Source organism: Streptomyces sp. NPDC005566 (genome assembly GCF_040605575.1).
Classification (GTDB): Bacteria; Actinomycetota; Actinomycetes; order Streptomycetales; family Streptomycetaceae; genus Streptomyces.
Window position 1 is genome coordinate 151,766 of the sequence record NZ_JBEXDB010000004.1, and the last position, 25,907, is coordinate 177,672.

General features: G+C 70.6%; 25 protein-coding genes. 15 read left to right on the plus strand and 10 right to left on the minus strand.

Annotated features, from left to right (window positions below):
- Positions 1-41: 41 nt before the first annotated feature.
- Complete coding sequence (locus tag ABZS61_RS07890; protein WP_356417279.1) at positions 42-1,406, minus strand: MFS transporter; 1,365 nt, start codon at positions 1,404-1,406, stop codon at positions 42-44.
- A 292-nt stretch (positions 1,407-1,698) separates the two neighbouring features.
- Between ABZS61_RS07890 and ABZS61_RS07895 the strand changes: the two genes are divergently transcribed.
- Genes ABZS61_RS07895 through ABZS61_RS07945 form a run of 11 tightly spaced genes read left to right on the plus strand, consistent with a single transcriptional unit; the run spans position 1,699 to position 11,723 of the window.
- A complete protein-coding gene (locus ABZS61_RS07895; RefSeq protein WP_356417280.1) occupies positions 1,699-3,183 on the plus strand; it encodes an aldehyde dehydrogenase in 1,485 nt (494 codons plus the stop codon).
- Positions 3,184-3,225: 42 nt separating this feature from the next.
- Positions 3,226-4,170 (plus strand): VOC family protein, encoded by a 945-nt coding sequence (locus tag ABZS61_RS07900; protein WP_356417281.1) that lies wholly within the window; start codon positions 3,226-3,228, stop codon positions 4,168-4,170.
- The gene (locus tag ABZS61_RS07905) at positions 4,167-4,964 is read left to right on the plus strand and encodes an aspartate dehydrogenase domain-containing protein (RefSeq protein WP_356417282.1); all 798 of its coding nucleotides are present in this window, start codon (positions 4,167-4,169) and stop codon (positions 4,962-4,964) included. The genes ABZS61_RS07900 and ABZS61_RS07905 overlap by 4 nt, the downstream gene beginning before the upstream one ends.
- Positions 4,961-5,749 carry an alpha/beta fold hydrolase gene (locus tag ABZS61_RS07910; RefSeq protein WP_356417283.1) on the plus strand — a complete coding sequence of 263 codons (789 nt, stop codon included), beginning with the start codon at positions 4,961-4,963 and terminating at the stop codon, positions 5,747-5,749. Before ABZS61_RS07905 ends, ABZS61_RS07910 begins: the two co-directional genes overlap by 4 nt.
- An 11-nt stretch (positions 5,750-5,760) precedes the next feature.
- Positions 5,761-6,282, plus strand: coding sequence for a cupin domain-containing protein (locus ABZS61_RS07915; RefSeq protein WP_053930186.1), 522 nt, complete (start codon positions 5,761-5,763; stop codon positions 6,280-6,282).
- Positions 6,275-7,030, plus strand: coding sequence for an SDR family oxidoreductase (locus ABZS61_RS07920; protein ID WP_356417284.1), 756 nt, complete (start codon positions 6,275-6,277; stop codon positions 7,028-7,030). Before ABZS61_RS07915 ends, ABZS61_RS07920 begins: the two co-directional genes overlap by 8 nt.
- Positions 7,031-7,049: 19 nt before the next feature.
- Complete coding sequence (locus tag ABZS61_RS07925) at positions 7,050-7,838, plus strand: SDR family oxidoreductase (protein ID WP_356417285.1); 789 nt, start codon at positions 7,050-7,052, stop codon at positions 7,836-7,838.
- Positions 7,839-7,847: 9 nt separating this feature from the next.
- The gene (locus ABZS61_RS07930) at positions 7,848-9,473 is read left to right on the plus strand and encodes a thiamine pyrophosphate-binding protein (protein ID WP_356417286.1); all 1,626 of its coding nucleotides are present in this window, start codon (positions 7,848-7,850) and stop codon (positions 9,471-9,473) included.
- A gap of 38 nt (positions 9,474-9,511) precedes the next feature.
- Complete coding sequence (locus tag ABZS61_RS07935) at positions 9,512-10,450, plus strand: PDR/VanB family oxidoreductase (protein WP_356417287.1); 939 nt, start codon at positions 9,512-9,514, stop codon at positions 10,448-10,450.
- Between the two features lie 29 nt (positions 10,451-10,479).
- Positions 10,480-10,704 carry a recombinase-like helix-turn-helix domain-containing protein gene (locus ABZS61_RS07940; protein ID WP_356417288.1) on the plus strand — a complete coding sequence of 75 codons (225 nt, stop codon included), beginning with the start codon at positions 10,480-10,482 and terminating at the stop codon, positions 10,702-10,704.
- 2 nt (positions 10,705-10,706) lie between these two features.
- Complete coding sequence (locus tag ABZS61_RS07945; protein ID WP_356417289.1) at positions 10,707-11,723, plus strand: aromatic ring-hydroxylating dioxygenase subunit alpha; 1,017 nt, start codon at positions 10,707-10,709, stop codon at positions 11,721-11,723.
- A 79-nt stretch (positions 11,724-11,802) separates the two neighbouring features.
- Here ABZS61_RS07945 and ABZS61_RS07950 read toward each other — a convergent pair whose 3' ends face one another.
- Together ABZS61_RS07950 and ABZS61_RS07955 are read right to left on the minus strand one after the other, a co-directional pair.
- On the minus strand, positions 11,803-13,068 hold the full coding sequence (locus ABZS61_RS07950; RefSeq protein WP_356417290.1) for an arginine deiminase: 1,266 nt from the start codon (positions 13,066-13,068) through the stop codon (positions 11,803-11,805).
- A gap of 65 nt (positions 13,069-13,133) precedes the next feature.
- Entirely contained in the window at positions 13,134-14,588 is a 1,455-nt protein-coding gene (locus ABZS61_RS07955; RefSeq protein ID WP_356417291.1) for a basic amino acid/polyamine antiporter, read from the minus strand.
- 202 nt (positions 14,589-14,790) lie between these two features.
- On the opposite strand from ABZS61_RS07955, the gene ABZS61_RS07960 reads away from it, so the two are divergent.
- The gene (locus tag ABZS61_RS07960; protein ID WP_356417292.1) at positions 14,791-15,843 is read left to right on the plus strand and encodes an MsnO8 family LLM class oxidoreductase; all 1,053 of its coding nucleotides are present in this window, start codon (positions 14,791-14,793) and stop codon (positions 15,841-15,843) included.
- A gap of 15 nt (positions 15,844-15,858) precedes the next feature.
- On the opposite strand, the gene ABZS61_RS07965 is transcribed toward ABZS61_RS07960, so the two are convergent.
- Positions 15,859-16,479 carry an L-threonylcarbamoyladenylate synthase gene (locus tag ABZS61_RS07965; RefSeq protein WP_356417293.1) on the minus strand — a complete coding sequence of 207 codons (621 nt, stop codon included), beginning with the start codon at positions 16,477-16,479 and terminating at the stop codon, positions 15,859-15,861.
- A gap of 120 nt (positions 16,480-16,599) precedes the next feature.
- Entirely contained in the window at positions 16,600-17,961 is a 1,362-nt protein-coding gene (locus tag ABZS61_RS07970) for an FAD-dependent oxidoreductase (RefSeq protein ID WP_356417294.1), read from the minus strand.
- A gap of 301 nt (positions 17,962-18,262) precedes the next feature.
- Between ABZS61_RS07970 and ABZS61_RS07975 the strand changes: the two genes are divergently transcribed.
- On the plus strand, positions 18,263-18,706 hold the full coding sequence (locus ABZS61_RS07975; RefSeq protein WP_356417295.1) for a nitroreductase family deazaflavin-dependent oxidoreductase: 444 nt from the start codon (positions 18,263-18,265) through the stop codon (positions 18,704-18,706).
- 126 nt (positions 18,707-18,832) lie between these two features.
- Here ABZS61_RS07975 and ABZS61_RS07980 read toward each other — a convergent pair whose 3' ends face one another.
- The 3 genes from ABZS61_RS07980 to ABZS61_RS07990 form a co-directional block, all read right to left on the minus strand.
- Complete coding sequence (locus tag ABZS61_RS07980; RefSeq protein WP_356417296.1) at positions 18,833-19,762, minus strand: PmoA family protein; 930 nt, start codon at positions 19,760-19,762, stop codon at positions 18,833-18,835.
- Entirely contained in the window at positions 19,759-20,913 is a 1,155-nt protein-coding gene (locus ABZS61_RS07985; RefSeq protein ID WP_356417297.1) for a Gfo/Idh/MocA family oxidoreductase, read from the minus strand. The genes ABZS61_RS07980 and ABZS61_RS07985 overlap by 4 nt, the downstream gene beginning before the upstream one ends.
- Positions 20,914-21,036: 123 nt before the next feature.
- Positions 21,037-22,011 carry an acetylxylan esterase gene (locus ABZS61_RS07990; protein WP_356417298.1) on the minus strand — a complete coding sequence of 325 codons (975 nt, stop codon included), beginning with the start codon at positions 22,009-22,011 and terminating at the stop codon, positions 21,037-21,039.
- A 170-nt stretch (positions 22,012-22,181) separates the two neighbouring features.
- Between ABZS61_RS07990 and ABZS61_RS07995 the strand changes: the two genes are divergently transcribed.
- Entirely contained in the window at positions 22,182-22,457 is a 276-nt protein-coding gene (locus tag ABZS61_RS07995; protein WP_356417299.1) for a DUF2087 domain-containing protein, read from the plus strand.
- A 268-nt stretch (positions 22,458-22,725) separates the two neighbouring features.
- Here the strand turns inward: ABZS61_RS07995 and ABZS61_RS08000 are convergent, their stop codons facing one another.
- Positions 22,726-23,550, minus strand: coding sequence for an aldo/keto reductase (locus ABZS61_RS08000; protein WP_356417300.1), 825 nt, complete (start codon positions 23,548-23,550; stop codon positions 22,726-22,728).
- Positions 23,551-23,809: 259 nt separating this feature from the next.
- Here ABZS61_RS08000 and ABZS61_RS08005 point away from each other — a divergent pair, with 259 nt between their 5' ends.
- On the plus strand, positions 23,810-25,105 hold the full coding sequence (locus tag ABZS61_RS08005; protein WP_356417301.1) for an alpha/beta fold hydrolase: 1,296 nt from the start codon (positions 23,810-23,812) through the stop codon (positions 25,103-25,105).
- Between the two features lie 17 nt (positions 25,106-25,122).
- On the opposite strand, the gene ABZS61_RS08010 is transcribed toward ABZS61_RS08005, so the two are convergent.
- On the minus strand, positions 25,123-25,695 hold the full coding sequence (locus tag ABZS61_RS08010; protein ID WP_356417302.1) for a rhodanese-like domain-containing protein: 573 nt from the start codon (positions 25,693-25,695) through the stop codon (positions 25,123-25,125).
- Between the last annotated feature and the right edge of the window lie 212 nt (positions 25,696-25,907).

Genomic DNA, 25,907 nt, shown 5'->3' on the forward strand with positions numbered 1-25,907 from the left:
TGCTCCGGGACACCGGCCCCTCACCTGGAATTCCGGGTGCGTCAGGAGTTGAGCTCCTCCAGTGTTTTGCCCTTGGTCTCGATCGCGAACCAGGCGATCGCGGCGCCCACCGCGGCCACCACGGCGAGCTGGGCGAAGACGAGCCCCAGGCTGCCGCCGGCTCCGATGATCGCGCCCACGGTCACCGGGCCGAGAATGACGCCGCACCGGTTCCACAGGCCACCGAACGCCGCCCCCTTGGCCCGGTTGGCCGTCGGGTACAGCTCGGGGGAGTACAGGTAGAGACCCGCGTTGATCGCGTACAGGAAGAACGTCGTGCACGAGGCGAAGACGGCGACCTGGCCGCCCGAGGTCGCGCCGAGCAGGGCGAGCACGCCGAGTGAGAGAACAGTGCCCACGAGCGCGCTCATCAGGGCGGGCCTCCGGCCGAGGCGGTCGATCACCATAGCCATGATGAACGTACCGAGCAGACCGGTGACGTTGCTGAGCAGGGTGTAGACGAGTGCGGTGGTCAGATCCAGGCCGAACTGCTTCGTGTAGAGCGACGGCAACCAGGTGGAGATGCCGTGGTTCACGTAGTAGGCAACGAACCACAGGCCTGACAGGACCGCCGTGCGCCGCAGGTAGCGGCCCTGGAACAGGTCGCGCAGACGGCCCTGGGAGGCCTCGTCGGGGGCGCCGGCGGCCGGTGCGGGCAGCGGCTCGGCGGTGGCGCGGGCAACCTCGGCCTCGATGAGGCTGATGGCTTCCTCGGCCTCCTGCGTACGTCCACGGGCCAGCAGCCAGCGCGGGGATTCCGTGACGTGGCGCGGAAGCGCGGCGGCGATCAGCACCGGGAGGCCGCCGACGACGAACATCGCGCGCCATCCGAAGTTGGGCACCACCCAGACGGCGAGCAGGGTGGCGGCCGCCAGACCGGCAGGGAAGATCATCTCGTACAGCAGGACGAAGCGGCCCCGCTTGTCGGAGCGGGCTATCTCGTTGATGTACGTAGCCGCGACGGGCACGACGCCGCCGATGCCGAGACCCTGGACGAACCGGAAGAGCGAGAAGGTCTCGATGCTGCCCGAGAAGGCGACGGCGAGGCTGGCGAGGCCGGTGATCGCGACGCCCAGGGCGACGGTGCGCACTCGGCCGATCCGGTCGCCCAGCCAGCCCGCGGCGACGGCGCCGAGCAGCATGCCGATGGAGGCGGAGGTCACGGCGAAGGTGGCCTGGCCGGTGGTCAGGTTCCATTCCTTCATCAGGACGGGCAGTGCGGAGGCGGCCAGCAACTGGTCGAACGCCTCGAAGAACGTGACGGCGCCGATCAGGAACCGGACTTTGACGTGCCAGCGCGATTGCGGCAGTCGTTCGAGTCTCGCGGCTATGGAGCCGAGGGCTGGCTTGCCGGCCACAGTCGTCATGGAGGGGTTCCTTCCGCGGGCAGAGCAGTTGCGGAGACAGTAGGTTCCAGTATCTAAGCGGTCAATGGTTAAGAGCTTAGGAATCTTGCTTCCGGCAACTTGGTGTTCATCATCGACGCCACGGAGGGCGTGCTCAAGGCATGGAAGGCAACGATTTCACCCCGGGTCCTTGCGGAAAAATAGTTAAGCACTTAGATTTCTAGCACTTCGACGGTTTCGAGTGACGGAACGCACCCCGTGCTCCCTCACCTGCGGCCCAGCCCTGCCCGCCACCTCGCCCGGAGGTACACCCGTGCCGCACATCCCCACCGACATCCTGATCGCGGGCCAGTGGCGACGCGGAGCGGGCGAGCTGCTCGACACCGTCGACCCGGCGACCGGCCTCGTCCTCGCCACCCTCCACACCGCCTCCGCCGACGAGGTCGACGAAGCGGCCGAAGCCGCGGCGAAGGCAGTCGCCGACCCGGTCTGGCGGGACCTGCTCGCCCATGAGCGCGCCCGGCTGCTGCACCGCATCGCCGAGCTGACCGAGGAGGCGGCGGACGACCTCGCCGCACTCCAGACCGCCGACACCGGCAAGACGCTCACCGAGACCCGCGCCCTCGCGCTCAGTGCGGCAGGCACCTTCCGCTACATCGCGGCAGCTCTGGAGACCGCCGAGGACTCGGTCACGCCGTCCCGCGGCCCGTACGTCACGATGAGCGCGTACGAGCCGCTGGGAGTCGTCGGCGCGATCAACCCCTGGAACTCTCCCGTCGCCAGCGACGCGCAGAAGATCGCGCCCGCCCTCGCCGCCGGGAACGCGGTCCTGCTCAAGCCGGCCGCCTGGACACCCCTCGTCTCCCTCGCCCTCGGCCGCCTGATCACCCAGGCCCTCGACGAGTTCCGCCTGCCCACCGCCCTGTTGTCGGTACTGCCGGGCAGCGGCCGGGTGGTCGGTGACGCCGTCGTACGCCACCCCCTCGTCGCCCGCATCGGTTTCACAGGCGGTACGGAGACCGGTCGTTCCATCGCCACGCTCGCCGCCCGGAAGCTCATCCCCGTCTCCCTGGAGCTCGGCGGCAAGTCGCCGACGATCGTCCGCGCCGACGCCGACATCGAGCAGGCCCTGGCCGGGGTGATGTTCGGAATCTTCTCCTCCAGCGGGCAGTCCTGCATCGCTGGCTCCCGGCTCTTCGTGGCCCGGGAGATCTACGACTCCTTCGTCGGCGAACTCGTCGAGCGCGTCCGCAAGCTGCGCGTCGGACCCGGCACCGAACCGGGCACCCAGGTCGGCCCCCTGGTGCACCACAGCCACCGCGACTCCGTCGCCGCCTACGTGGACCTCGCCCGCTCCGAGGGCGCACGGGTCCTGTGCGGGGGCTCGGCGCCCGAGGGCGAGCGCTACCAGGACGGCGCGTACTACCTCCCGACGGTCCTGGACGGACTGCCCAACACCTCCCGCACCTGCCAGGAGGAGATCTTCGGGCCCGTCCTGGTCGCCCTGCCCTACGACGACGAGGACGACCTGGTCCGCCAGGCCAACGACTCCATCTACGGGCTCGCCTGCGGAATCTGGACCCGTGACCTGAGAGCCGCCTGGCAGCTCGCCCGCCGGATCGAGGCCGGCACGGTCTGGATCAACACGTACAAGCAGTTCAGCGCCTCCACCCCGTTCAGCGGATGGAAGGACAGCGGCCTCGGAACGGAGAAGGGCCGCGACGCGATCCGCGCCTACCAGCGCCAGAAGTCCCTGTACTGGGGCACCTCGGGCCACCCGCTTCCCTGGGCCGGCTGACCCGGCACGCACCGACGCCCGTCCGTCCGTCTGGAGAGACTGATGCACCAACCACCCCACGGCCCGATCGCCCGGCTCCGCTCACTGCGCTACGTCGAGCTGCACACCCCGGCCTTCACCGAGACCGCGGACTTCTACGAAGAGGTCTGGGGCCTGGAGACCGTCGAGTCCGACACCGGCGCCCGCTGGCTCCGCGGCACGGGCGACGAGCACCACGTCCTCCATCTCGCCGAGCGGGAGAAGGTCGGCCTCGGCCGCCTCTCGTTCGCCGTCACGACCCCTGCGGAGGTCGACGAGGCCGCGCGGCGCCTCGACGCACGCGGCATCGTCCCCGTCTTCGGGCCAGGTCCGCTGCATCAGGCGGGCGGCGGCTACGGGCTGCGGTTCACCGATCCCGAAGGGCGCCTCATCGAGATCAGCGCCCAGGTGGAGGCGGTCGTCCCGCGCGGCCGGGACGGCGCCGTACCCGTCGGGGTGACGCACGCCGTCCTCAACACCACCGACATCGACGCCGCCGTCACCTTCTACTGCGAGGTGCTGGGGCTGCGCGTCTCCGACTGGTCCGAGCACCAGATGGCGTTCCTGCGCTGCAACGCGGACCACCACTGCATCGCCTTCAACCAGGCCGAGTGGACCTCGCTCAACCACGTGGCGTACGAGATGACCTCGGTCGACCACTTCATGCGGGGCCTCGGCCGGCTCCGCCACCACGGCATCACCCCCCAGTGGGGTCCCGGTCGGCACGGCCCCGGGAACAACACCTTCTCCTACTTCACCGACCCGTCGGGCCTCGTCTGCGAGTACACCTCCGAGGTCGCCCAGATCGTCGAGGACGCCTGGATCGCCCGGGTGTGGCGGCGGGTGCCGGACCTGTCCGACCTGTGGGGGACGGCGGGACCGCCGTCCAAGGAGATCCGCTGCCACATGGCGGGCGCGCCGGACCCCGGCCCGCTCGCCCCCCTCGACGCCCAGGAGGCCACCGCATGAGCACCGTACGCAAGGTCGGCATCGTCGGCTGGGGCGCGATCGGCCGTGTCGTCGGCACCGCCCTCGCCGAAGGCCGGGTGGGCGGCGCCGAGCTGGTGTGCGTCGTCGACAACCGCCCGCTCGGCGAAGCCGCACCTGCGCGGCAGGCCACCTTCGAGGAAGCTCTGGAGACCTGTGACCTGATCGTCGAGGCCGCGGGCCAGGGCGTCGTACGGGAGTGGGGCGAGCGGGTGCTGGAATCCGGCACCGATCTGCTGATCGCCTCCACCGGAGCGCTGACCGACGAGGACCTCGCGAAGCGGCTGCTCGCGGCGGGACCCGGCCGGGTGTACTTCACCGGTGGTGCCGTCGGCGGTCTCGACCTGCTCCAGGCGGTACGTTCCCTGGGCCCGCTGGACGAGGTGAGCCTCACCACCACGAAGCTGCCCTCCACGCTCGAACAGCCCTGGATGGGCGAGGAGCTGCTGGCCCGGATGCGGTCGGCGACCGGCCCGGTCGTGGTCATGTCCGGCACCGCCCGCGAGGTCCCGGTCAAGTTCCCCAAATCGACGAACGTGGCCGCGTCCGTCGCGCTGGCCGTCGGCGACCTGGACACTGTGCGGGTCCAGGTCGTCGCCGACCCGGCGGCGCACCGCACACGGCATGTGATCGAGGCGTCCGGCGCACACGGTGCGTACCGCTTCGAGGTCGCCCACCTGCCCGACCCGGGCAATCCGGCCACCAGCCAGGTGGTGCCGTACGCGGTCCTGCGCAGCCTCGCGGCGCTCGCCGGACAGTCGGGCCGGATCCTGTGAACGCCCCGGCCGACGTCCACGTCGAAGAGGCCGGTGACCACGGCCCCCTGCTGCTGTGCCTGCACGGAATCGGCTCGTCGTCGGCGGCGTTCGCCCCGCAGCTCGCCGAACTCTCCTCCTATGCGCGGGTCGTGGCCTGGGACGCCCCCGGCTACGCGAAGTCGCCCGACCCGACGGGCCCGCTCGGTCTGGACGACTACGCGGACGCGGCAGCCGCTCTCATCCGTGAGCGCGCCTCGACCGCGCACGTCCTCGGAGTGTCCTGGGGCGGCGTGATCGCGCTGCGGCTCGCCGCCCGCCACCCCGAGCTCGTCGCCTCACTGATCGTCGCCGACTCCAGCACGGGCTCCGGCACGGACGAGGCGAAGGCGAAGGGTATGCGGGCGCGGGCCACCGAGCTCGCCGAGCTCGGCCCGCGCGCCTTCGCCGAGGGACGCGGACCGCGGCTGGTGTCGCCCGGCGCCCCCGACGAACTCGTGCGCAGGGTCGTGGACACCATGGCCGCCTCGGTACGGCTGCCGGGGTACGCGTACGCCGCCGAGTCCATGGCCGCCGCCGACCTGCGCGCCGAACTCCCCTCGATCGCCGCGCCCACCCTCGTGCTCTGCGGCGAGCAGGACCGGGTCACCGGCGTCGAAGCGAGCCAGGCCATCGCCGGAGCCATCCACAGGACCGCCTACGTGATCGTCAAGGACGCCGGTCACCTGGCCAACCAGGAGCAGCCGGGCCACTTCAACGCCTGGGTGCTCTCCCACCTCCGCATCACCGCATCCATCCCCGAGTAGGAGCTTCCACCATGCCTCTGACCACCGACGCGTACGACAACGGCGACGACCTCTCCGCGTACACCGACTCCCTCATCGCCACCAAGGCCTCCCGCGTGGCGGACTTCGACACCCTCTCCTTCCAGGAGAAGGCCGGCGCGCAGTTCCGCCGCGGCCAGATCCGGTACGTCGGCTCGGGTGCCACCGGCAACCACGAGAGCGACAGCCGGATCCTCCCGTCCGGCGGGTTCACCTTCTCCAACATGCTGCTGCCGCCCGGCGCCGAAGGCCCGGCCCACACCCACCACGACGTCGAAGAGGCCTTCTTCGTCCTGGAGGGCGAGGTCAAGGTCGGCATCCACCGCGGTCCCGACGAGGCCGAGTACCGCACCCTCGGCTACCGCGACATGATCGTGGTCCCCGCCGGAGTGACCCGTTCGCTCAAGAACGAGGGCGACACCGACGCCCTGTTCTGCGTCGTCATCGGCACGCAGAAGCCGCAGGTGCCGACCTACCCCGAGTACTCGCCGATGCACGGCGTCACCCGTGGCTGACCAGCCCCCGGCCGACGCACGCACTGTCGTCGTCACCGGTGCGGGCCGTGGCCTGGGACTGGCCACGGCCCGCCGGGCGGGCGCCGACGGCTTCCGGGTCGTCGTCGCCGAACTGGAACGGGAACGGGGCGAGCACGCCGTCGCCGAGCTCCGCGCGGAGGGCATCGACGCCCGTTTCGTGCGCTGCGACGTGGCCGACCCCGCCTCGGTGGCCGCGCTGGCCGCCGCCGTACGCGAGATCGGCCCCGTGTACGGGCTGGTCAACAACGCGGCCCTCGCCAACGGTGTGGGCGGCAAGGAGTTCCAGGACATCGACATCGAGGTGTGGGACCGGCTGATGGCGGTCAACGCCCGCAGCCCCTGGCTGGTGGCGAAGGCGCTGTACCCGCTCTTCGCGACACCCGGGCGGATCGTCAACATCGCCTCGGACGCCGCGCTCTACGGATCCCCCCGCCTCGCCCACTACATCGCCTCCAAGGGTGCGGTCATCGCACTCACCCGGGCCATGGCACGCGAACTCGGCGACAAGGGGATCACCGTGAACGCGGTCGCCCCCGGACTCACCGAGTGCGAGGCGACCGAGACCGTGCCCGCCGAACGGCACGACCTCTACCGCATGAACCGGGCCATCTCCCGGCCGCAGCAGCCGGACGACCTCACCGGGGTCGTCTCCTTCCTGCTCGGCGAGGAATCCCGCTACCTGACCGGACAGGTGATCGCCGTCAACGGCGGCTTCACCATGAACTGAACTGCAGGAGACACGAGTTATGGATCTGGGACTCGCCGACCGCACCATTGTGGTCACCGGCGGCAGCTCGGGCGTCGGCCTGGCCACGGTCCGCGCCCTCCTCGACGAGGGAGCCCGCGTCGCCACCTGTGGCCGTGACGCCGACCGGCTCGCCAAGGCGGCTGCCGACCTCGGCACCGGACACGACCGCCTCCTGACCGGAGTCTGCGACGTCCGCGACGCGGACGCCGTACACGACTTCGTCCGCCGCACCGCCGAGGAGTTCGGCGCCATCGACGGACTGGTCAACAACGCCGGACAGTCCCGGATGAAGGGCCTCGACGACGCCACCCCCGCGGACTGGCGCGACGAGCTGGAGCTGAAGTTCGCCGGGGTGCTCAACCCTCTGCAGGCCGCGCGCCCGCACCTCGCCGCCTCCGGCGCGGCGAGCGTCGTCAACATCAACGCGGTGCTCGCCAAGCAGCCCGAACCCCGGCTGATCACGACGAGCGCCGCCCGGGCGGGCATCCTCAACCTCTCCAAGTCCCTGTCGGTCGAACTCGCCGGCGAGGGCATTCGGGTCAACTCCGTCTGCCTCGGCCTCATCGACACCGGCCAGTGGACGAGGCGCTACGCAGCCGCCGACTCCGGCAGGAGCTACGAGGACTGGCAGGCGGAACTGGCCGCCGACCGCGGCATCGCCCTCGGCCGGCTCGGCCGGGCCGAAGAGGTCGCGTTCGCCGTCCTCACCCTGCTCTCGCCCCTCGCCTCGTACATCACCGGCACCAGCATCGACGTCTGCGGCGGAGTCGGCCGCTCCATCCTCTGAGGAGACACCATGCGTTACGACAACGGAGGCGATCTCCTCGTCGCCGTCCTGCGGGAACTCGGCATCGACACCGTCTTCGGTATCGTCAGCGTGCACAACCTGCCGCTCGTCGAGGCCGTCGACCGCGAACTGCGTTTCGTGCCCGTGCGGCACGAGGCGTCCGCCGTGAACGCCGCCGACGCCTACGGACGTGCCCGGGGCACCCTCGGCTGCGCGCTGACCTCCACCGGCACGGGAGCCGGCAATGCGGCCGGATCGCTGATCGAATCGCTCAGCGCGGGCAGTTCCGTCCTGCACATCACCGGTCAGGTGGAGAGCGAATTCCTGGGCAGCGGACGGGGATTCATCCACGAGACCAAGGACCAGCTCGGCATGCTCAAGGCGGTCTCCGCCCACGCCGCGAGCGTGCCGGACGCCGTACAGGCGGGCCGCATCCTGCGCGAGGCGGCCCGCGCGGCGCTCACCGCGCCGGGCGGCCCGGCGAGCGTGGAGTGGCCGATCGACCTCCAGTTCGCGGCGCAGACCGACGAGCCGGCCGAGCCCCCCGCAGCCGCCGCCCCGGTTCCCGCGGCGAGCGAACTGGCCGCAGCCGGCGCCCTTCTGGCCGCCGCCCGCCGCCCGCTGATCTGGGCAGGCGGCGGCGCGGCAACCGCCCGCGGCGAGCTGGCCGGGCTGCTGGAGGCGACCGGAGCGGGACTGCTGACCTCGAACTCCGGGCGTGGCGCGGTGCCCGAGGACCACATACAGGTCATCGGCAACTTCGCCACCACCCCCGCGGTCCGCGCCCTGCTCGCCGACGCGGACGTGCTGCTCACCATCGGTACGCACTTCCGCTCGAACGAGACGGCCGACTACACGCTGGAACTGCCCGGGGCGCACATCCAGATCGACATCGACGAGGACGCGCTGGGCCGGGTGTACCCCGCCACCCACGCGTTGCACGGCGATGCCGCCGCCGCCCTGACCGCCCTGCTGCCGCACGCCCGGCCCGCGGAGAGCGGCTGGACGGACCGCGTCGGCGCCGTCCGCACCGAGGTACGGGCGCTCCTGCACGACAACATCGGACCGCAGGCCGCGATCTGCGACGCGATCCGTGCCGCGCTGCCCCGCGAGGCCGTCGTGGCGCGCGACGTCACGATCCCCTCCAGCAGCTGGGGCAACCGGCTGCTGGAGATGTACGACCCGCGCGACAACGTCTTCCCGCGCGGCGGCGGCATCGGACAAGGGCTCGGCATGGGCATCGGTGCGGCGCTCGCCCGGCCCGACGCACCCACGGTCGTCATCGCCGGCGACGGCGGGCTCGCCGTCCACCTCGGCGAACTCCTCACCCTCGCCCAGGAACGGCCCCGGCTGACCCTGATCGTCTTCAACGACGGCGGCTACGGAGTGCTGCGCAACATGCAGGACCGCTACAGCGAGCGCCGCTCCGGAGTGGACCTGGCCACTCCCGACTTCGAACTGCTCGCCCGCGCCTGCGGGTTGCCGTACCTGCGGATCGCCGCCGAGGAGCACGCCGGCCCGGTGCTCAATGAGGCCATCGCCTCCGACGGGCCTACGCTCGTCGAGGTCGATCTGACGGCACTCGGACCGATGAAGGTCCCGTTCACCCCACCCGTGAGGATCCCGGGCCAGTAGCCCGGTCGCGCGTACTGCCGGTAAGGAGGCAACAGGCCATGAGCGAGCATTCGCTGCAGCTGGTCGTCCATCGAATGACCTGGGAGGCGGAGGGCGTACTCTCCGTCGAACTCACCCACCCCGACGGCAAACCCCTGCCCGCCTGGACTCCGGGCGCGCACCTCGACGTCCATGTCGGGGGCCAGGTACGCCAGTACAGCCTGTGCGGCGACCCGAACGTGCCGGACGTCTACCGCATCGGCGTGCTCAACGAGCCGGCCTCGCGAGGCGGTTCGCGGTTCGTGCACGCACAGCTGCGCCCCGGGCAGCCGGTCACGGTCTCCGAGCCGCGCAACCACTTCGCGCTGGAGGAGGCCGACGCCTACCTGTTCGTCGCCGGAGGCATCGGGATCACCCCGCTGCTGGCGATGGCCAGGGAGGCGGCCCGCAGGGGCACCACGTGGCGGATGGTCTACGGAGGCAGGGGCCGGGCGTCGATGGCGTTCACCTCGGAACTCGCCGCGCTCGGCGGGGACGTCACGCTCGTCCCGCAGGACGAACTGGGTCACATCGACCTGGATGCCGCGCTCGCGGAACTGCCCGACGGCACCCTGGTGTACTCCTGCGGTCCCGAGCCCCTGCTCGCGGCCGTCGAGGCACGCTGCCCCGAGGACCGGCTCCGCCTGGAGCGGTTCGCCGCGCCGACCGTGGAACGCACCGGTGACGACGAGGAGTTCGAGGTCGAGTGCCGGACCTCGGGCGTGACCCTCACCGTCGGCGCCGGCACCTCCATCCTCGACGCCGCCGAGGCTGCCGGGATCGACGCACCGCATTCGTGCCGCGACGGAATCTGCGGGTCGTGCGAGACCCGGGTGATCGAGGGCACCCCCGATCACCGTGACTTCCTGCTCAGCGAGGCCGAACGTGCCACCTGCGCCACGATGATGATCTGCGTCTCGCGGTGCGCCTCACGGAGCCGGCTCGTCCTCGACCTGTGACACCTTCCCCCGCACTTTCAGGAGACACCGTGACCGACACCTGGCCGTACCTCGACATCCACCAGTCCCGTACGCACGAGCCGACCCCGTACGAGTACAAGCTCGCCGCGACCCTCGAGGAGGTCTTCACCAAGGAGGGCCACGAGCTGGCCGACGTGGTGCGCGGACTCAACGCCCGCCAGGTCCACGCCGGTGACGGCACACCGTGGACCGAGGAATCCTTCCGTGCCGAGATGAACCGACTGGGAGCCTGACCATGACGCTGACGACCTCCGCCACGGCGGACCACATCTACGCCACCGGCCTGCGCAACCAGTGGCACCCCGTCGTCCCCTCGCACTTCGTCGCCCCCGGCGCGATGCGCAAGGTGACCGCGCTCGGCGAGCAGTGGCTGCTGTTCCGCCGCTCCGACGGAGCCCTGTCCATGCTCGCCGACCGCTGTCCGCACCGCGGTGCACCCCTCTCGCTCGGCAAGCACCTCGGCGACCGGGTCGCCTGCTGGTACCACGGTGTCGAGGTGCAGTCCGACGGGACGGTCTCCTCCGTCCCCGGGCTGCCCGGCTGCAGCCTGGAGGGCAAGAAGCTGGTCACCTCGCTGCCGGTGCGCGAGGTCGCGGGCGCGATCCTCGCCTACTTCGGCGACGAGGAGCACCCGGAGCCTGCCGAACTGACGCTCCCGGAACCGCTGACGGACCCCGAGGTGGACGCGTTCCTGTGCTACGCCGAGTGGGAGTCACCGTGGCGCTACGCCGTGGAGAACCTTCTCGACCCGATGCACGGCGCCTTCCTGCACCACGACTCGCACACGATGTTCGACGGTGACACGACGGCCAAGTTCCGTATTCGGGAGACCGGGCGCGGCTACTTCTTCGAGAAGACCGACCAGCGCGGTGTCAACTTCGACTGGGTGGAGCTCTGCCGCACCGGCGTGGACTGGGTCGACCTGTCCATCCCGTACCCGCCGTCGGCCGGACCCGGCGGACCGTTCGGGATCGTCGGCATGGTCTGCCCGGTCGACGAGCGGCGCAGCGGCGTCTTCTTCTGGCGCTACCGCCGGGTCGAGGACTGGCAGCGCGCTTCCTGGCGCTTCCTCTACCGGACGCTGATCGAGAAGCGCCACTGGGAGGTCCTGGAGCAGGACCGCGTCATGCTGGAGGCCATGCCGGCCGACGCCGACCAGCAGGAGAACCTCTACCAGCACGACCTGGGTGTGGTGAGGCTGCGCCGGCTCTACCGTGCGGCGGCCGAGACACAGTCGTCGGCGGGTGCCTGAGGGCGCCGCGACAGCCGCCGGTGCCGGGCGCGACGGGCGGGAAGACCGCGCCCCCGGCGCCCGGCCCGGGCCCGGTTTGTCAGAACTCGACAGGCTCGCGGATGAGGGGACAGGTCATGCAGTGGCCACCGCCCCGGCCGCGGCCGAGCTCCGCACCGACGATCGGGATGACCTCGACCCCGGCCGCGCACAGCAGGTCGTTGGTCTGGGTGTTGCGGTCGTAGGTGAAGACGACCCCGGGTTCGAGGGCGACGGCGTTGTTGCCGCTGTCCCACTGCTGGCGCTCGGAGGCGTACACGTCGCCGCCCGTCTCGATCACCCGTAGAGCGGGCAGACCGAGGCTCCGGGCCACCACATCGACGAACGGGCGGGACCCCTCATCGGTGACCTCCACGCCCGGTGACGTGTCGCCGGGGCGGAGGGAGAACGTGTGGACCGCGTCCATGATCTTCGGGTAGAGGGTGACGATGTCGCGGTCGGCGAAGGTGAAGACGGTGTCCAGGTGCATCGCCGACCTCAGCTTCGGCATGCCCGCCACCACGACGTGCTCCGCGGCGCCTTTCCTGAACAGGGCGGCGGCGACCTGGGTGATGGCCTGCCGGGAGGTCCGTTCGCTCATGCCCATGAGGACGACACCGTTGCCGACGGGCATGATGTCACCGCCCTCGAACGTGGCGCTGCCCCAGTCGAGTTCGGGATCACCCCACCAGACCGTGTCGCCGGCGAAGTCCGGGTGGAAGCGGTAGACCGTCTTCATCAGCAGGGTCTCGTCATGACGGGCGGGCCAGTACAGCGGGTTGAGCGTGACTCCTCCGTACAGCCAGCACGTGGTGTCGCGGGTGTAGAGGGTGTTCGGCAGCGGCGGCATGAGGTACTCGCGCGCCCCGGTCGACTCACGGGCCAGGCCGAGGTAGCCGGAGCGGTACTCCGCGGGCAGGTCGGTGGTGGCCAGGCCCCCGATCAGGTACTCGGCGAGCTTCCGGGGTTCCAGGGACTCCAGGAAGGCGCGGGTCGCGTCGATGAGCCCCAGGCCGACCTCGTTGGCGGTGATCTTGCGGTCGAGGAGCCATGACGTGGCCCCGGGCACCGTCAGGGTCGCGGCCAGCAGCTCATGCAGTTCCACGACCTCGACGCCGCCCTGCTGGAGCTTCCTGACGAAGTCGGCGTGGTCACGCTGCGCGTTGTCCACCCACATCACATCGTCGAACAGCAGGTCGCCGGCGTTGCTGGGGGTGAGCCGGCGGTGGGCGAGGCCGGGTGCGCAGACCAGCACCTTGCGCAGTCTGCCCACCTCGGAGTGCACACCGTGCACGGGAGCTGCGCCGGCGTCGGTCGTGTTCGTCATGAGTGCGTCCTTTCGGTCGTGTGCTGGTGTGCCTGCCCGGAGCAGGACGGATTGCGGACGGGTCGTCAGAGGCTGATCCAGCCCGCGGCCAGGGCGATCACTCCGACGGCGGCTCCGGCGATGGAGACGCCGAAGATGACGAGTTCGGCAGGCGAGAACACCTGCCGCTGCTGCTCCCGGCGGGCCATGGCGAACAGGATCGTGGCAGGGGCGTAGATGATGAGGGAGACCAGCACGAACTTCAGGCCTGCCGCGAACAGCAGGAACGCGGTGTAGAGCGTCGCCACGACGCTCACCACGAGGTCACGCCTGCGGCCCTGTCCGGCCGTCAGCTCATCCGGCCGCACCATGATCTTCACGGCGAACATCGCCGCCATCAGGAAGGGGATCAGGGACAGGGAGCTGGTCAGGTCGAGCGCGAAGTTGAACGCGTCGTCCGAGAACAGGGTGACGACGAGGACCACCTGGGACAGTGCGGTGGTCATCAGCAGGGCGGGCACGGGCACATCGGCGGAGTTGGAGCGGCGCAGGAAGCGCGGCATGTCGTCGTCCTTGGCGGCCACGAAGAGCACCTCCGCCGCCATGAGGGTCCAGGCGAGATAGGCGCCGAGCACGGAGATGATCAGCCCGACGCTCACGAAGACCATGCCCCAGGTCCCCACAGCCGCTTCCAGCACGGCAGCCATGGACGGCTGGCGGAGTTCGGCGATCTCGGCCATGGGCAGGATGCCGTACGACACGATCGTGACCGAGGCGAAGACGGCGAAGACGCTGAGGAAGCCCAGCACAGTGGCCCGTCCGATGTCCTCGCGCCGCTTGGCGTGACGTGAGTAGACGCTGGCGCCCTCCACGCCGAGGAAGACGAACACCGTGGCCAGCATGGTGCCGCGCACCTGGTTGAACAGGGAGCCCGCGTAGTCCGCTCCGGCGAAGTTGTCGGCGAAGACGCTCGTGTCGAGGCAGAAGAGCGCGAGGATGACGAAGACGAGGATCGGGACCACCTTGGCGACGGTGACCACCCTGTTGATCGCGGCGGCCTCCTTCACGCCCCGGCGGATGAGCAGGTAGAAGGCCCACAGGCCGAACGTGGACAGCACGATGGCGAGCACGGTGTCGCCGTCCCCGAGCGCGGGCCAGACGGCTCCGATCGTCGACATGATCAGAACCCAGTAGGTCACGTTGCCGACGCAGGCGCTGGCCCAGTATCCGAACGCCGAGAAGAATCCGAGGTACTCGCCGAACCCGGCCTTGGCATAGGCATAGACACCGGCGTCGAGGTCCGGCCTGCGCACGGCGAGCGTCTGGAAGACGAACGCGAGCATCAGCATGCCCGTACCCGCGATGGCCCAGGCGATCAGCGCCCCGGCGACACCGGTCTCCTGCGCGAAGCGGGAGGGCAGGGAGAACACTCCGGCGCCGACCATCGAACCGACCACCATCATGGTCAGCGTGAGCAGCGTCATCTTGACCGCGGTGCCGGAGCCCTGGACGGCATCGGTCCCGGTGTCGGAGCTTGCCATGTCATCCCCTCGTGCGAGACAGATACGGGAACCGGCGGATGGAAGAGCCACCGGACCCACCGTCCAGCCGCCTGATGCCGCGGAGGGCGTTACGGACTTTAGCGACAAAGTGGACTTCGTGTCTGGTGGGTGGGCAGGCACCCGGGACCGGGTCGGGCTCGCAGCACGGGAATCCTGGTGGGCCGCGAGCGTTGAATCGTGCGTGAGCCCTTCGATCGAATCGACCCGTTTCTCGTTCCTGGACCGCTCCCGCACCCGGGAGGGGCGCGACGGTCCGCAGGCACTGCGCGACACCGTCCGGCTGGCCGGAGTGGTCGAATCTCTCGGGTACCACCGCTTCTGGGTTTCCGAGCACCACAGCGTGCCGGGCGTGGCCGGATCCGCGCCGACCGTCCTGGCCGCCGCCGTCGCGGCCGCCACCTCCGTCATCCGCGTCGGCACGGGCGGAGTGATGCTCCCCAACCATCAGCCGTTCGTCGTCGCCGAGCAGTTCGGCGTGCTCGCCTCGCTGTTCCCCGGGCGGATCGACATGGGCCTCGGACGCTCGGTGGGCTTCACCGACGGCATCCGCAGGGCGCTGGGCCGGGGCAAGCAGGACGCCGACGACTTCGCGGGGCAGCTCTCCGAGCTCCTGGGCTGGCTGGACGGCACCCAGCAAGCCCATCCCCAGGTCCACGCCCGGCTCGCCGAAGGGCTGCGGATCCCCCCATACGTCCTCGCGACCGGCGAGGGCGCGTCGATCGCCGCCGCGGCCGGGCTTCCTCTGGTGGTGGGCGACCTTCGCGGCCGGGAGAAGCTGCTGCACGCCGTCGACGTCTACCGCAGGGAGTTCCGGCCCTCCGCCTGGGCCCGGGAACCCTACGTGGTCGTGGCGGGAACGATCGCGGTCGCCGGGACGGCCGAGGGGGCCCGGCGGCTCCTGGTTCCCGAGGCCTGGTCCATGGCGTACGCGCGCACCCACGGTACGTTCCCGCCGCTCGCCCCGGCGGAGCGGATCGAGGGACTGGCGATGACCGACAAGGAGCGAGGGCTGTTCGAGAGCGGGCTGCGCGGCCACCTTGCGGGCACGGAGGAGACGGTCGCGGCCGAACTGGAGCTGGTGATCAAGGAGACGGGCGCCGACGAAGTGCTGGTCACCACGAGCACGTACGACCGTGAGGCGCTCGAGGACTCGCTGCGGCGGCTCGCGAGGGCAGCAGGTCTGAGCGGGCCGGGCACCGCGACTGCCGGCGGAACAGCCGACAGTGCGGAGTGACCGGGGCGTCGAGGGTTACTCGAACCGTGCGGTATCACCCGCTCCGCGACGTACGATCTCGAGTTCGCCGTTCGAGAAGTCGATGACCGTGGTCGGCTCGGTGCCGCAGTCGCCGGAGTCGAGCACGACGTCCACCACGTGGTCGAGGCGTTCCTTGATCTCCCAGCCCTGCGTCATCGGCTCCTCCTCGTCGGGCAGGAGCAGCGTGCTGGAGAGCAGCGGCTCACCCAGTTCGGCGAGGAGTGCCTGAGCGACGGCGTGGTCGGGAATCCGGACCCCGACGGTCTTCTTCTTCGGGTGCAGCAACTGCCGCGGCACCTCTTTGGTGGCGGGGAGGATGAAGGTGTAACTGCCGGGCGTCGCCGCTTTGATGGCCCGGAAGACGTCGTTGTCGATCTGCACGAACTGCCCCAGCTGTGCGAAGTTCTGGCACACCAGGGTGAAGTGGTGGCGATCGTCGAGATTCCGGATCGACCGGATCCGCCCGATGCCGTCGCGACTGCCCAACTGGCATCCCAGGGCGTAGCAGGAGTCCGTCGGATACGCGACGAGCGCACCGGACCGGATGCTGTCGGCCACGCTGCTGACGGTGCGTCGCTGAGGATTTTCGGGGTGTACGTCGAGATACTTCGCCATTCGCCGAGTCTAAGGGCTCGGGGCGGTCCCGTTCGGCAGCAGGCGGTACCGGCTGGAGCGACCTGACAGCACCGCGCCCCCGGAGCTCGCCGAGGAGCTCCGGGGGCGCACTGTTCGCTGTCAGGCGCCGGACGCGTCCAGCATGGCGGCGCGCTCGACGACCTTGATCCGCTCGCGGCCCTGCTCCGCTCCGAGCGCCTGCTCATGGGCGTCCAGGCGGTGCCAGCCCTCGCGGGTGGTGTAGCGGACGCCGCGCTGCTCGAGGAATTCGACGACCGCATCGGGCTCGGGCTGCTCGGGGGCGGGCAGTCGCCCGGCGGTGTGGTCCTGAAGGAGGCAGGCGACCGTCTCGTTGGCGTCGCCCTTCGTGTGCCCGATCAGGCCGATCGGACCACGCTTGATCCACCCGGTGACGTACACCGAGGACATCGGCTCCTCACCGCTCAGAACCCGTCCGGCGGCGTGCGGGACGGTACCGGAGGCCACGTCGAAGGGCAGCTTCGGCAGCTCCTCCGAGTAGTAGCCGACCGCGCGGTAGACGCTCTGCACGTCCCACTCGGTGAAGCGGCCGGTGCCCCGGACGTTGCCGGTGCCGTCCAGTTCGGTCCGCTCGGTACGCAGGGCGGCGACGCGGCCGTCCTCGCCCAGGACCTCCACCGGGGACTCGAAGAAGTGCAGGAACAGCTTGTGCGGACGGTCGCCCGTGTCCCGGATCGCCCAGTTCTCCAGCGTGGAGGCGACCATGTTGGCCTGCTTGTTCTCCCGCCGGGTCGCTATCGAGCCGTCGTCGTAGTCGATGTCCTCGGGGTTGACGATGACCTCGATGTTGGGGGAGTGGTCCAGCTCGCGCAGTTCCATCGGGCTGAACTTGGCCTGGGCCGGACCTCGACGCCCGAAGACGTGCACCTCGAGCGCCTTGTTCGCCTTGAGGCCCTCGTACACATTCGCGGGGATCTCCGTCGGGAGCAGCTCGTCCGCCGTCTTGGCGAGCATGCGCGCCACGTCGAGGGCCACGTTGCCCACGCCCAGCACGGCGACCTTCTCGGCCTCCAGGGGCCAGGTGCGCGGGACCTCGGGGTGCCCGTCGTACCAGGCGACGAAGTCGGCGGCGCCGTAGGAACCGTCGAGGTCGATCCCCGGTATGTCCAGGGCGCGGTCCGCGTCGGCTCCCGTGGAGAAGATCACCGCGTCGTAGAAGGTCCGCAGGTCGTCCAGGCCGATGTCGTTGGGGTAGTCGACGTTGCCGAACAGCCGCAGCTGCGGCTTGTCCAGCACCTGGTGCAGGGCCTTCACGATGCCCTTGATCCGCGGGTGGTCCGGGGCCACGCCGTATCGGATCAGGCCGAAGGGGGCGGGCATGCGCTCGAACAGGTCGATCGATACACCCGGGTCCTGGGCGGCGTCGGATTTGAGCAGCGCGTCCGCTGCGTAGATTCCGGCAGGACCGGCTCCGACGATGGCGACGCGGACGGGGCGTGTCATGGAGGTTGTTCCTTCGGGCGGGTGGTCAGGGGCATGGTGCGGCGGAGTAAGGCTTGGCTTACTACACTCCGCCCCACGGTATGCCCTGCGCACGAGCGACCCTGGAGCGGGGCAAGTGTGTAATTCGGATATAAGTGTGTATATAGACATCAAAGGTGCGCGATTAAGTGAGCGGATGTCTCATGAGCCCCGTGGAGGCACCCGGACGTGACCTGTCCGCCGGTGTCCCCGCGTGCCCCGGACCTTCCGGGGAAGTGTGAGGGACGAACGACGCAGGACGTCGACGAGAGGAGCACGTGTCATGCCGATCGAGGGCGAGTACGAGCCGAGTCCGACGCCGTGGGTGCGTGAGCAGGTCGAGCTCATCGAGAGTTCGGGCGGCACGCAGGGGACGACGTTGCACGGCAAGCCCGTCATCCTCCTGACCACGCGCGGCGCCAGGAGCGGCAAGATCCGCAAGACGCCCCTCATGCGGGTCGAGCACGACGGCCGCTACGCCGCGGTCGCCTCACTCGGTGGCGCCCCCAAGCACCCCGTCTGGTACCACAACGTGGTCGCCGATCCCCATGTGGACCTGCGGGACGGCACCGTGCGGCAGGGCATGGTCGCCCGTGAGGTCACCGGTGAGGAGAAGGCCCTGTGGTGGGGCCGGGCCGTGGAGGCCTTCCCCGACTACGCCGACTACCAGACCAAGACCGACCGAGAGATCCCCGTGTTCGTCCTGGCGCCGGCCGGAGAGCGGTAGCGGAGCCGCTGCTCGGGGAGATCTCCCTGAGGTCGGGCGCCTGCCTGGACAGCGCCCCGACCCGGGCGCCTATCAGGAGAGCGCCTTGACCCGGGCGCCTACCTGGGCAGCCCCCGACCCGGGGGCCTACCAGGACAGCGCCCCGACCCGGGCGGCGATCCGGTCGCGGTCCCAGGCGCCGTCCGCGACCAGGACCCGATAGCGGCGGGTCATCGTCTCAGCGGGTGCCAGGACCAGTTCGTCATGGAAGGCGAACGACGGAGCCACAGCGGCGAACGGGGTGTTCCGCACGAACCAGTGCGCCGGATGAGTTCCGCCCGCGCCGGTGTGGTCGTTCTCGGGGGAGTGGACGAAGACGAGCGTGGCGTGGCCGTCCACCCCGTCGTGCTCACCGCTGTAGGCGAGCCAGTCGGCCTGCTTCCCCATGAGCTCCGGGCCCTCGGCGTCCGGTGCGAGGATCCGCCCGTCGCGGAAGGCGCGCGGCCCCCGCCAGAACAGCCCGGTGTACCCCGCGCCCGGACGGCCGTGCGTCGTCGGGCTGCCGAGGCGGAGCGGCTCCTCGCGCCGGTTGGTGACCGCGGACGACCATGTCAGCGCCCAGCTCCCGGTCGTCGCGTCGACATCGTGCACCTCGATGTGACGGACCTCCTCGGCCCAGACCTCTCCGCTGTGCGGGTGCCAGGTCAGCCGCTCGGTGATGCCGGCCCCGCGGTCGTGCACCGACACCTCGTCGAATCCGCGGTGCGCCATCGAGCCGACGCGCTCGGGCAGGGCGAGATAGCCCTTGCCGTGCACATAGGTGTTGCCGCCCCACAGATTCTGTCCCGACAGATGCGAGGCGGTCATCTGCAGGCCCTTGTGCCAGCGGTGGTCGTTGGGGCGGTAGTCGGTCACCACCCGGCCGGACAGCGTCCGCAGCGGGTGGATGTACGGTTTCGGGGCCTCCCAGGGGGCCTCGGCCCGGTACACGTACCGCAGCAGTTCGACCCCGCTGCCGGCGACGGACACGGCGAGGTGGTCGCCGTGCACGTGGGTGAGCTCCACCGCCCCCGTCATGCCGTGACCTCCGCGGATTCTGCCCTCGGGCGGGGAGCCCAGCCGGGAGCGTTGCCGTGCAACGCGCCGTAGAAGGGATCGCCGGGACCGGTCTCACCGGCCCGGACCGTCGCCCCGGTGAAAGCGGCCTTGTAGAGGGCTGTGACCAGTTCCAGACTCTTGCGGCCGTCGGTGCCGCTGCTGCGGGGCCTGCGCCCGGCCCGCAGGTCCTCCAGCAGCTCGCGCAGCTGTGCCTCGTGCGAAGTGGGGACGTCGGCTCCGAAGTCCCGCCAGGAGGCTGCCTGCGCGGGTGGGACTCCCGGTGCGGGCGTGATCCGCCAGTCCGCGTTGCGATGCCCGTACAGGTGAGTGAGTTCGACCGTGGCGTGCTCGCAGTCGATGCGGATCCGGCTGACCTCGTCCGGGCTGAGCACGCTGTTCACGACCGTGGCCATCGCGCCGCTCTCGAAGCGGATGAGCGCGGTGGAGACGTCCTCCGTCTCGACGTCGTGCACCAGCCGCCCCGCCATCGCGCGGATCTCCGTCCACGGGCCGAGCAGGTCGAGCAGGAGATCCATCTGGTGGATGCCGTGCCCCATGGCGGGCCCGCCGCCCTCGCTGCTCCAACTCCCGCGCCAGGGAACGGCGTAGTATGCCTCGTCGCGGTACCAGGTCGTCTGGCAGTGGGCCACCAGGGCCCTGCCCATCGCTTGTTCGGCCAGTAGTTCCCGCACATGGCGGGAGCCCGAACCGAAGCGGTGCTGGAAGACGATCGCCGCGTACGGCCCGCCGTCCTCGGGGCCTTCGGCTGCCTCGATCGCGTCGAAGTCCTCGAGCGAAGGACAGGGCGGCTTCTCGCACCACACCCATGCCCCGGCCCGCAGTGCGGCAACGGTCTGATCGCGGTGGAACCGGGGCGGGGTGCAGAGCGTGACCAGGTCGGGCCGCTGTTCGGCCAGCATGGCGGACAGGTCCGTGTACGGGTGGGGGATGCCCGCATCCGTGCAGAACGCCTCGGCCGACGCCGCATCGACATCGACCGCGGCGACGATCTCCAGCGGCTGACCGGCGGCGAGCGCGGTCAGCGCGGGCAGGTGGCTGCCCCGCGCGATCGCGCCCGTGCCGACGATCGCGACCCGGACCGGTCCTCGGTGTGAAGGACGGCTGGGCATGACGTACCCCCTTGAAGATCACCGGTCGGATGGCGAGCGCCTGATAGCAAGCGCTTTCTCTCCAGGGGAACCTAGGCTCCGTACGCGAGCCGGGTCAAGTGCCCGGCCCCGCGTATGCGGAGGTCAGGCCTTCAACAGCCGGGGCAGCCGGGCGAGTTGCACCGCCTGCTGGAACGGTCCGCCGCCCTCGTGGTCGTTGAAGTCGTACACCTCGATCTCTTTGTCCGGGTGCGCGTACGCGTTGAAGGCGGCGAACACCGTGGACGGCGGGCAGGTCTGATCCTCGAGGGCGACCGAGAACAGTGCGGGCGCCCGGCAGCGGGCCGCGAAGTGCACCCCGTCGAAGTAGGCCAGCGTCGCCCTCGCCTGCTCGGCGCGGCCCCGGTGCGTCTTGAGGTAGTTGCCGATCTCGCGGTAGGGCATCCTGTCGGTCAGGCTGATCGCCCGGGGGAAGTCGCACAGGAACGGGACGTCGGGTGCGACAGCGGCCAGGTCGGGTATCAGCCCGCCGACCGCGAGGGCGAGCCCGCCGCCCTGGCTCGCACCGATCGCGGCGGTGCGGGCCGCGTCCGTCAGCGGGTGCGAGCGGGCCGCCTCGACGGCCCGTACCGCGTCCGTGATCAGCCGCCGGTAGTAGTACGCGTCCCGGTCCTCGATGCCCCGGGTCATGAACCCCGGCAGCGACGGGCCGCTCCCCACGGGGTCGGCCGTGTCGCCCGGAGCCCAGCCGCTTCCCTGGCCACGGGTGTCCATCACGAAGTGGGCCATGCCGGCCGACGCCCAGAGCAGGTACGAATGCGGCAGCCCGCGCCCGCCCCCGTACCCGATGAACTCCACGACCAGGGGCAGCGGCCGCGTGGTGCCCGCCGGCATGACGAGCCAGCCCCGGACCGGATGTCCGCCGAAGCCGGCGAACGTCACGTCGTACACATCGACGGTGGTCAGGCCGGTGTCGGTGCGCAGTTCGAATGTGGCATCGAGGTCGTGGGTTCTGGCCTCCTCGAGGGTGGCCGACCAGAAGGCGTCGAAATCGGCCGGCTCCGCCGACCCGCTGCTGTAGGTGCGCAGTTCGTCCAGGGGCAGATCGAACAGGGCCATGCGGGACCGCCTTTGTCGTGAAGTCGATATGGATGATCACACCGTACGACCGGCATCGCGGCAGTCAGGAATTTCTTGTGTCCACCGACCCGCCGCACCGCAGGCGCCGGCCCGCCGGGAACGCGGAAAATCGCGTTGCCCGTACGGCCGGCGCCTGCCACGCTTCCGGCATGTCCGAAACAGATAACCGCAGTTCGCACCAGGTGGCAGCGCTCTTCTCGCACGGTCGCCTGACGGCGATCCCCCGGAAGGTTGCCCGCCGCGAGCAGCTGCTCGTCCACCTCGCCCACACGCTCTTCGAGCAGGACCGGGACTACACCGAGCGCGAGGTCAACGAGGCGCTGCTCACCGTGCACGAGGACTGCGCGGCCCTGCGCCGCTATCTGGTGGTTGCCGGGTTGCTGGTCCGCCCGAAGGACGGCAGCAGCTACCGGCGGGGCCGCTGAGGGCCTTTCCGGGTCACAGAGGGCTTTCCGGCAGGTGGGATGATCTCCCCATGGGGAGACGTTCGGGCTCGTGCGCCCGGTGTGGGAGACATCGTCGGCTGAGTGGCGGGACCTGCCGGAAGTGCCGGTCCGCGGGACACCGGGCGGACCGGGCCGATGCGGCCGCGGACCTCGGCGAGACCGCTGTGGAGATGGGCGCCCTGGGGGCGTTGGGACGCGTGTTCCGCGCCGTCCTGCGGGCTCTGCTCGACTGACGGCCGGTTCCGGTTCAGTTGAGGGTGTCGGGGTCCGGGCCCGTGCGCATGCCCCGGTCGAGACCGGCGATCGCGTCCATGTCCGCGGACGAGAGTTCGAAGTCGAAGACGTCGATGTTCTCCCGGATGCGGGCGGGTGTGACCGACTTGGGGATCACGACGTTGCCGAGCTGCAGGTGCCAGCGAAGGACCACCTGGGCGGGGGACTTTTCGTGGCGCTCGGCGACCGCTACCAGCGCGCTGTCGTCCAGCAGCGCGCCCTGCGCCAGAGGGCTCCATGCCTCGGTGGCGATGCCGTGCTCGGCGTGCAGGGTGCGCAGTTCCTTCTGCTGGAGGCCCGGGTGCAGCTCGATCTGGTTCACGGCCGGGACGACGGAGCCGGCGTCGATCAGGCGGCGCAGGTGGGCGGGCTGGAAGTTGGACACTCCGGCAGCCCGGATCCGGCCGTCGGCCAGCAGCTTCTCCAGGGCACGCCAGCTGTCCGGGTAGAGGTCGCGGGCGGGCGTGGGCCAGTGGATGAGGTAGAGGTCCACATAGTCGAGGCCGAGCTTGGCCAGGCTCGCGTCGAAGGCGGCGAGCGCAGAGTCGTAGCCCTGGTCCGCGTTCCACAGCTTCGTGGTGACGAACAGTTCCGCGCGTGGGATCCCGGACGTGGCCAGGGCGCGGCCCACGCCGGCCTCGTTTCCGTACACGGCGGCGGTGTCGATGGAGCGGTAGCCCGCGTCGAGCGCGCCGGACACCGCTGCGGTGGTCTCGTCGTCGGGAACCTGGAAGACGCCGAAGCCGAGCTGCGGAATCGTGATGCCGTTGTTGAGAGTGACGGTGGGGACCGTGGACATGGGAGACCTTCCTGAGGTGCCGGACGCTGCCGGGCCGAAGGGCTGCGGCTGCGCCGGACTGTGCCGATCCGCGTACGATGATTACTGGCGCCAACAATAATTGCATACGCGGGTTAATGGCAAACGCGGGTAAGTTGACAGGCTAATGCGCCCCGAGCGCACAGTAGGAGCCGCCGGGGTGCGGCGCACGCGGCCCGGGGCCGTCCGGGCCCGGGCCATGTGCTGAACTGTCCGGGAAACACCGGATCCAGGAGCACCCTTGAACAGCTATCGCCACCCCGGCCTCGTCCTCACCGACCGTCGGTTCACGGTCCCACTCGACCACGACGACCCCGGCGGCGAGACCATCGAGATCTTCGGCCGGGAGGTCGTGGCGGGTGGCAAGCCGGACGAGGACCTGCCCTGGCTGGTGTACCTGGAGGGCGGTCCCGGCTTCGGCGCCCGCAGGTTCATCGGCACGGAGGCATGGCTGGGGCGGGCGGTGCGGGAGTTCCGCGTCCTGCTCCTCGACCAGCGCGGCACGGGACTCTCCACCCCGGCCAACCGGCAGACCCTTCCGTTGCGCGGGGGGCCGCGCGAGCAGGCCGACTACCTGGCGCACTTCCGCTCCGACAGCATCGTCCGGGACTGCGAACTCATCCGCCCCCGGCTCACCGGTGGTGCGCCCTGGACCGTTCTGGGTCAGTCCTTCGGTGGTTTCTGTGCCGTCCGGTATCTGTCCGCCGCCCCCGAGGGGCTCAAGGCCGTCCTGATCACCGGCGGGCTGCCCTCCCTGGACGCCCATGCCGATGACGTCTACCGGGCCGCGTATCCGCGTATCGAGCGGAAGGTCGCGGCCCACTACGCCCGCTACCCGCAGGACATCGACCGCGCCCGGGCGATCGCCGCGTACCTGTCCGAGCACCGCCCCACGAGCGGCGGGCACCGCCTGACACCCGAAGGATTCCAGTCCCTCGGCATCCTGCTGGGCGGCGGGAACGGCAGCCACCAGCTCCACCACCTCCTGGAGAACGCCTTCGTCGGCGGCCCGCACGGCATCGAGCTCTCCGACACCTTCCAGGAAGCCATGCGTACGGCCACGTCGTTCGCGGGCCACCCGCTGTACGCCGTGATGCACGAGGCGATCTACGGGCAGGGCGGCCGGCCGACCGGCTGGGCCGCCGAACGCGTACGCGCCGAATTCCCGCAGTTCGACGCCGCGTCGGTGGGCGACGGCCCCGTGATCTTCACCGGCGAGAGCATCCACCCCTGGCACTTCGAGGTCGATCCTGCGCTGCGCCCCCTGCGCGAGACGGCCGAGCTGCTCGCCGCCCGGCGCGACTGGCCCGCCCTGTACGACACCGAGCGGCTCGCGGCCAACGAGGTGCCGGTCGCCGCGGCGGTCTACCACGACGACATGTACGTGGACACGGAGCACGCGCTGCGCACGGCCGCCGCGATCCGCGGCCTGCGTACCTGGGTGACGAGTGAGTTCGAGCACGACGGACTGCGGGCGGGAGGACCGCGCGTCCTGGACCGGCTGCTCGCACTCGTCCGCGGCGAGAGCGACCGGTAGCCCCCGCCGCGGCCGGGTCAGCGCTGCAGGGCGTCCAGGGTCGCGTCCAGGTCGGCTGCGGCACGAGGCGCACGGTTGTGCGGGAGCTTCGCCAGTGCCGCCGCCATGCCGCAGGTGTTGGTCACCGCGGAGAAGACGAGACCGGAACCGATGCCCGCCGACAGCCAGCGCGCTGCGGGGAAACGCTTGCCCGCGAGCAGGCCGGCCACGACCAGGGAACCGGCCGCGAGCCGCACCTGGCGCTCCATCGGCCAGGTGGCCCGGCCCCCCTCGGGGCGGTCCAGGCCGTGCCCGTCGCCCGCCCAGGCGGACGTGCCGCCGGTCAGCGTGACGGCTTGGATGTCCGCCCGGGCGAGGACCTCGCAGGCCTTCGTGGAGCGCACACCGGAGGCGCACACCACCAGCAGGGAGCCGCGGGCGGAGGCGGACTTGAGTGCGGGTACCGCTTCGCCGAGCCGGTCGAGCGGAATGTTGAGGGCGCCGGGGACGTGCCCCGAGGCGTACTCACCGGGCGCCCGCACGTCGATGACGGTGAACTCCTCCAGCCGGGCTGCGGCCTGGGCGGGGGAGAGGGAAGCGGGACTGGTCACGAGCGGGTTCCTTTCGTTCGTTCACCGGGGCACGGAGAGCGGCGGGGTCTCACCCACCCCGCGCCAGAATACCCACCGGGGTATCGGAGGCAGGGGCGGCTCGACACGACCCGGCTCGGTCGGGCAAGCGGCTCCCCTCCCTCACCCTGCCCTGATCCGTTCCCGGAATGCACGAGGTCGCGGCCGTCCGTGGGCGGCCCGCAGGGTGTAAC